Genomic DNA, 5,031 nt, shown 5'->3' with positions numbered 1-5,031 from the left:
AAATAAAATGAATTAAATAATTTAAAATTTTTCATTAAATAGCCACTCTTACAAATTATATTTTCTCCAAAATCAAAAATTTAAACTAATATGCCTATCATTGTCAATACAATTAAAATCTAACTCTAGATTTCATGGACAACGCTCGATTAATTCTAAGTATTTTTTTAGTACCTATCTCAAAATTTTCAACTTTATTTTTAGATAATTTTTGAAAAGATGAAAAAGATAAATTAGATTAGTTCAAATAATATTTTATTTTTCATTATAGTAGATACAATCTAAGTTAGATTACTCTATTTTTTTGAAATAAACTATTCTTTTTTCACCGTATTGAGCAGTATTATGAAAATATGAATCAGGATTACAGCTTATTTCAAAAACTTCTCCAAAAGCTGAGCTTTTATCCTTATTAAGTTTTTTTAGACTGCTTAAATATTTTTCACAATTTATTGAAATATCTCCATTCTTTTCAAAATTAAATGATATTATTTGATTTAAGGGATAAGTACTTCCTTCAGGAGAGTCACCTATTTTAATTTTATCAATTTCTGTCTTTTCCAAACTTGAAAAATCATAATTATTCATAAACATATGATATTCAATACCAGATACCATATGATTTTCAATGGTCATATAAGTAAAGGGATTAGTTTGATCTTTTACCAATTTTGACCAAGTAATTGTAGGGAACATATCTTCATCATAATAAATGAGAGAGTAAGTAATACCTATATCATTTTTGATATATAAATACATCCTTTCTTCATAAGGTTCTTGATTACTATCTAAAAAATAATTTCCATCAATTTTTAACGGCTTTAATTCATGACATATATTTTTATTTAAATTACATTTTTTGTATAGATAATATATACCATCAGCCAAACCATTTTTTATTTTGGATTTTGCTTTATTTTCATATGTAAGCAAATTGCTATCTTCTTTGCTAAGAAAAAAATATCCACAAAACAATAATATAAATAAAAATGATAAAGTCATTAATTTTTTCATATCTTTTCCAATTATTGATAAATTTCTAAATGAAATGCCTTTTCACCTTTATTATTACCAGGATACAATACTTTTGCAATCAACCCTTGATTAATTAATTGTTCGCAATGCTTGTAAAATAATTTTTGAGATTGAGTAGATGAAAGGCCATTAGATTTAATCCCTAAATCGATTACATTTAATCTTTTATATAGATCTTCCGATACACAATGACGAGACACTTTTTTTCCCTGTTTTTCAAATTCTAAAATTTTTTGCTCCATTTTTTTTAGGGTAACTTCCTTGTTTTCCCCAGCTGCTTTTCCTCTCTCTGCAATCTTAATAATTTTTTGACCAATTTCACCGTAAGTTGCTGTAGGATTGTACATTAATTCAGCTTGCTTTCTAGGAGTTCGAATTGTACTAGTAATTATCAATTGTTTTTTTTCTGCTAATGTTGCTAATTGTATTAGTACTTGTTTTGTTTTATCGCTAACAAGACTCCTATGATACTCAGTAAGGTTTTTAGCAAAAAGGATATTTATTTTTAAATTAGCATGTTTTTCTTCTCCAACCACCGTCAGAGGATTCCCGTTTTTCTCCGTGTGTGTATTCTTTTGCTTAACCGGATCCTGTTGCTGGGGCTTCTCATCTTTCTTTCTCTCCTGTGGTTTGCTTTGCTGCTTCTCCGTTTTCGCCGGTAACGGCGGTTTTGGTTTTGCTGCTTCCTTGGTTTGTTTTGCGGCCTGTACCGCCGTTGTAACCACGGTTTGACCGGCAGAACCCTTCGCAATCTGCACAGCAGTTGAATTTACGATAATTTTCCTTAGCGATACCGACTGCAAGCATCTGAAATAAGTCAGAGGGTTTCCTCTGTTTCCGAATCCGCATACGAAACCGACTAGCGCTTTGATTTTCAGACGGCCTTCACTATCGGTTTTCCTCGTACGTTCTTTATTACGATAAAAAATACTGAATTCGGCATTGGGTACGATTTTTCCCTTAGTATCAACCACAACAATATTGAACGTATGTACCGGTAAGGCAACTTCAACCGTTGTGTCTTTCAAATTTTCCGTTACGGTAAAAGACTTAACAGGCTGGAGGTTTCCTTCTCCTGCTACGCAAACCTGCACACTTTGTCCCGCTTCTGCAATAATATTTTTTGTGATTCCCTGGCTGTCTGTTATATGCTGTTTAGGCTTGCCTTTATAAACTAAGGTAAATTTAACATTACTGATAGGTTTTTTAGTATCTCCTTCCAATATAGCAATATTAAAATTAATATCTTTATTAGTTTCAACCAGCGTTTGTTGTTGTTCTTCTTTTTTCTCTTGTACAGCCTCTTGCTTTTTAGCCTCAGGTTTACCTTTTTCAGCTAACGGGGCACTTATTTTCAAATCAGAAGCCACTATATTAAACGGCTGAATTTGATCGGCCTTTTGAGTAATATCTTCACTTTTTCTGCCGTCGATTTCCAAAGTAATTTTGGCACCCGGATGTCTCACAATAACAGGCAACTCACCATCTGCATCTGTTTTATGTTCTATCTTGAATTGGCTGTTGGTGTGCTTCCCTTCATATGAACTTAATATTGTTACGTGTTTGCCTTCTATAGGTAATCCACTTGGATCTTTCAAACCAATCCGTATCTTACGTTTACAGCAACTTTCCATATCATAATGAGCAAATAAATCAATGTAATGGCTGATATGCACACCATTTCCGTCAAATTCTTTATGGTTTTTTCCTGTGCTTTTGTTGATTTTCAAGTTGCCGGGTACATTTAAAAAAGACGCCAATCCTCCCAGTCCGACCAAATGGCAACCTGCGATGCAACCTGATTCCGTAATTTCAATACCCTTAACAATTTTTCCGTAATATTCATTTAAGCCGGTAGCACGTAATCTTTTACACCACAAATCTATGGATAAATTAATAGCTGCGATCTGAATTTGACGTGATGACCTAAAAGCTTCTAGTGAAGTTGCACCGTTTTTACCCGTCCATTGCCCGTCTCTTGTTTTATAGCCGATGTCTATAAGAGCAGGAGTTCCGTATTGAAACAAACCCACATATCCATGATCATTAATTACCCTAATAGGGTATTCATTGAAAGTATCATCTTTGTTTAAATCTGCAGAACTCTCCCTTCTCGCCAACGCAAAGATAAATCCTTCCCTATTGGAATTATAAGCAATTCCTTCTACCGGTTTATTGGTTCGCATAATTTATCTGATTTCCTCTTAATTTCCGAAATTTTTATAATCTTCCAATAAATCATCTTTTTGGTTATAAGTTGAATAGGGGACGTTATTATCGTCCACCGGTGCCGCCAAACATTTTGCTCTAGGTTGAAGCTCCAAGAATTTATCTAATATGGATTTAAGTTCGATATCTTTTTTATTTGCAAAGGCACTTGCTACAAATTGACATTCAAACGTAAAGTGAACGCCATAGGCATTTTTATAATTTGGCGGATAAATTACAGTTAATTGTGAGCGATCTTTTGTATTGAATACATAATTTATGGTGTAGACTTTTCCGTTCTTTTTCCCTTGATCACAAGCATAAGTATATTGTTCAATAGACTTATTTTGATTAAACTTTACTTTTTTCCAAACCTTACGCAACATAATGTTGGCATCTGTACCTCTTTTCATATAATAGAGATCTGTATTTCTTATATTTCCACAGTCTGTATCAAAAAAATGAACAATCTGTTTGTCATTGGTTGTTATTGTGATCTCATTGTTTTTTGCAGCATAGGAATAAGATGTAAAAACCGCCAATAAAACAGTCAAAATTAATTTATTTTCCATATTTAATTTCCAAAATTGTTAAAGTCTTCTATTAAATCGTCTATATCTAAACCATCGTCGATATCTTCTTGATAATCTTGTTCGTCTTCTGCACCACAACAGCATTCATCGTGCAAATCACAATGTCTTTCTTCTGTTAAACGCCATTTGCCGTCTTCCGTCAACTTTCCGATAATAGCTATTTCAATTTCATCTTGTGTATCACCAAAGAATCTTGACGTTCTGCCATCATGATCTAATTTTTGGAAAGTTTCGGAGTTTTGGCCTCTGTGAATAACTTGATAACTTAATCCTTGCTCCAAAATATCTTTTGAGAATATATGACTGAAATCAAAACGACGACTATATATACCTGTTGTAGGCAATAAAGGTGTTTTCACATTCACACTACTCGGCCCCATCACCTGAAACCCCGCACACTTCACCCACACCATTTTCGGACAGCCCAGTTCGATGTTGCCGTCTTTAATCTTGATGTACGCCCCGCCGCTGGTCAGCAGGATTTCGTCTTTGGCCGCTACTATTACTTTCCCCGCGCTGCTGGTGATGGTGGTGTCTTTGAGGGCATTGATCTGCATCTCGTCGTTCTGTGCTTGTATCTCTACTTTGCCCTGATTGGCCTGTAACTTCGCGCCGCTGCTTTGGGCAAACAGGTTGACGCTCTCTACTGCATGGGCGGTAAAGTTGCTGCCGGCGCTGATGTCGGTGTCGCCGCCGCTGATGTGGTGGATGTGTTGGCCGGCGGTGTGCAGTTGGTTTTGCGGGGTGGCGCTGGCGATGCCGTCGGGGGCGGATTGGATGATGCCGGCGCGTTGCAGCTGTTTGAGGCTGTCTTTCAGACGGCCTGCCTGTGCTTCGGCTTCGGTGGCTTCGTTTTGGGCGGTTTGCGCGGCTTTGTTGAGGCTTTTGGCTAAGGAGATTGCCTGCTCGAGTTGGGCAATAGCGGCATCCATATCCAACACCTGTCCTGCCGCCTGATGCTGGGCATCGGTGCTGATGAACAAACCCTTACCCGCTCTCAACGCACCCCAGCTGTCGGTACGCAGCTCGAAGCCTTCGCCGTTGTCGCCGCGTTTTTGTCTTTGGCTGTCGACGATATGGCCGAGGTTGAGTTGGGTTTTGCCGTATTCGGTCGCCAGTTTGATGTGTTCCTGACCCTGTTTGTCTTCCATCCGTAGTTTGTTGTTCGCCCAAGTGCGGATGACGTTACGGGTGT

General features: G+C 36.7%; 4 protein-coding genes. All 4 read right to left on the bottom strand.

All coding sequences use genetic code 11. The features are described from left to right. Positions 1-291: 291 nt before the first annotated feature. The gene (locus AKG43_RS11550; protein ID WP_054617430.1) at positions 292-1,014 is read right to left on the bottom strand and encodes a hypothetical protein; all 723 of its coding nucleotides are present in this window, start codon (positions 1,012-1,014) and stop codon (positions 292-294) included. 11 nt (positions 1,015-1,025) lie between these two features. Further along, positions 1,026-3,221 carry a hypothetical protein gene (locus AKG43_RS11545; RefSeq protein ID WP_054617429.1) on the bottom strand — a complete coding sequence of 732 codons (2,196 nt, stop codon included), beginning with the start codon at positions 3,219-3,221 and terminating at the stop codon, positions 1,026-1,028. Between the two features lie 18 nt (positions 3,222-3,239). Next, a complete protein-coding gene (locus AKG43_RS11540) occupies positions 3,240-3,815 on the bottom strand; it encodes a hypothetical protein (RefSeq protein ID WP_054617428.1) in 576 nt (191 codons plus the stop codon). A 2-nt stretch (positions 3,816-3,817) separates the two neighbouring features. Then, on the bottom strand, positions 3,818-5,031 hold a 1,214-nt coding region (locus AKG43_RS11535; RefSeq protein ID WP_054617427.1), incomplete at its 5' end, for a type VI secretion system Vgr family protein.

This window comes from Neisseria sp. 74A18, from assembly GCF_001308005.1.
GTDB classification, from domain to species: domain Bacteria; phylum Pseudomonadota; class Gammaproteobacteria; order Burkholderiales; family Neisseriaceae; genus Neisseria; species Neisseria dumasiana.
The sequence above is the reverse complement of the archived record's forward strand: the minus strand, read 5'-3'. Positions and strand labels throughout refer to the sequence as shown.

What these genes read in the sequence shown, in the direction of transcription:
- AKG43_RS11550 (WP_054617430.1), bottom strand. Translation starts at nt 1,014, where the DNA reads ATGAAAAAATTAATGACTTTATCATTTTTATTTATATTATTGTTTTGT.
- AKG43_RS11545 (WP_054617429.1), bottom strand. Translation starts at nt 3,221, where the DNA reads ATGCGAACCAATAAACCGGTAGAAGGAATTGCTTATAATTCCAATAGG.
- AKG43_RS11540 (WP_054617428.1), bottom strand. Translation starts at nt 3,815, where the DNA reads ATGGAAAATAAATTAATTTTGACTGTTTTATTGGCGGTTTTTACATCT.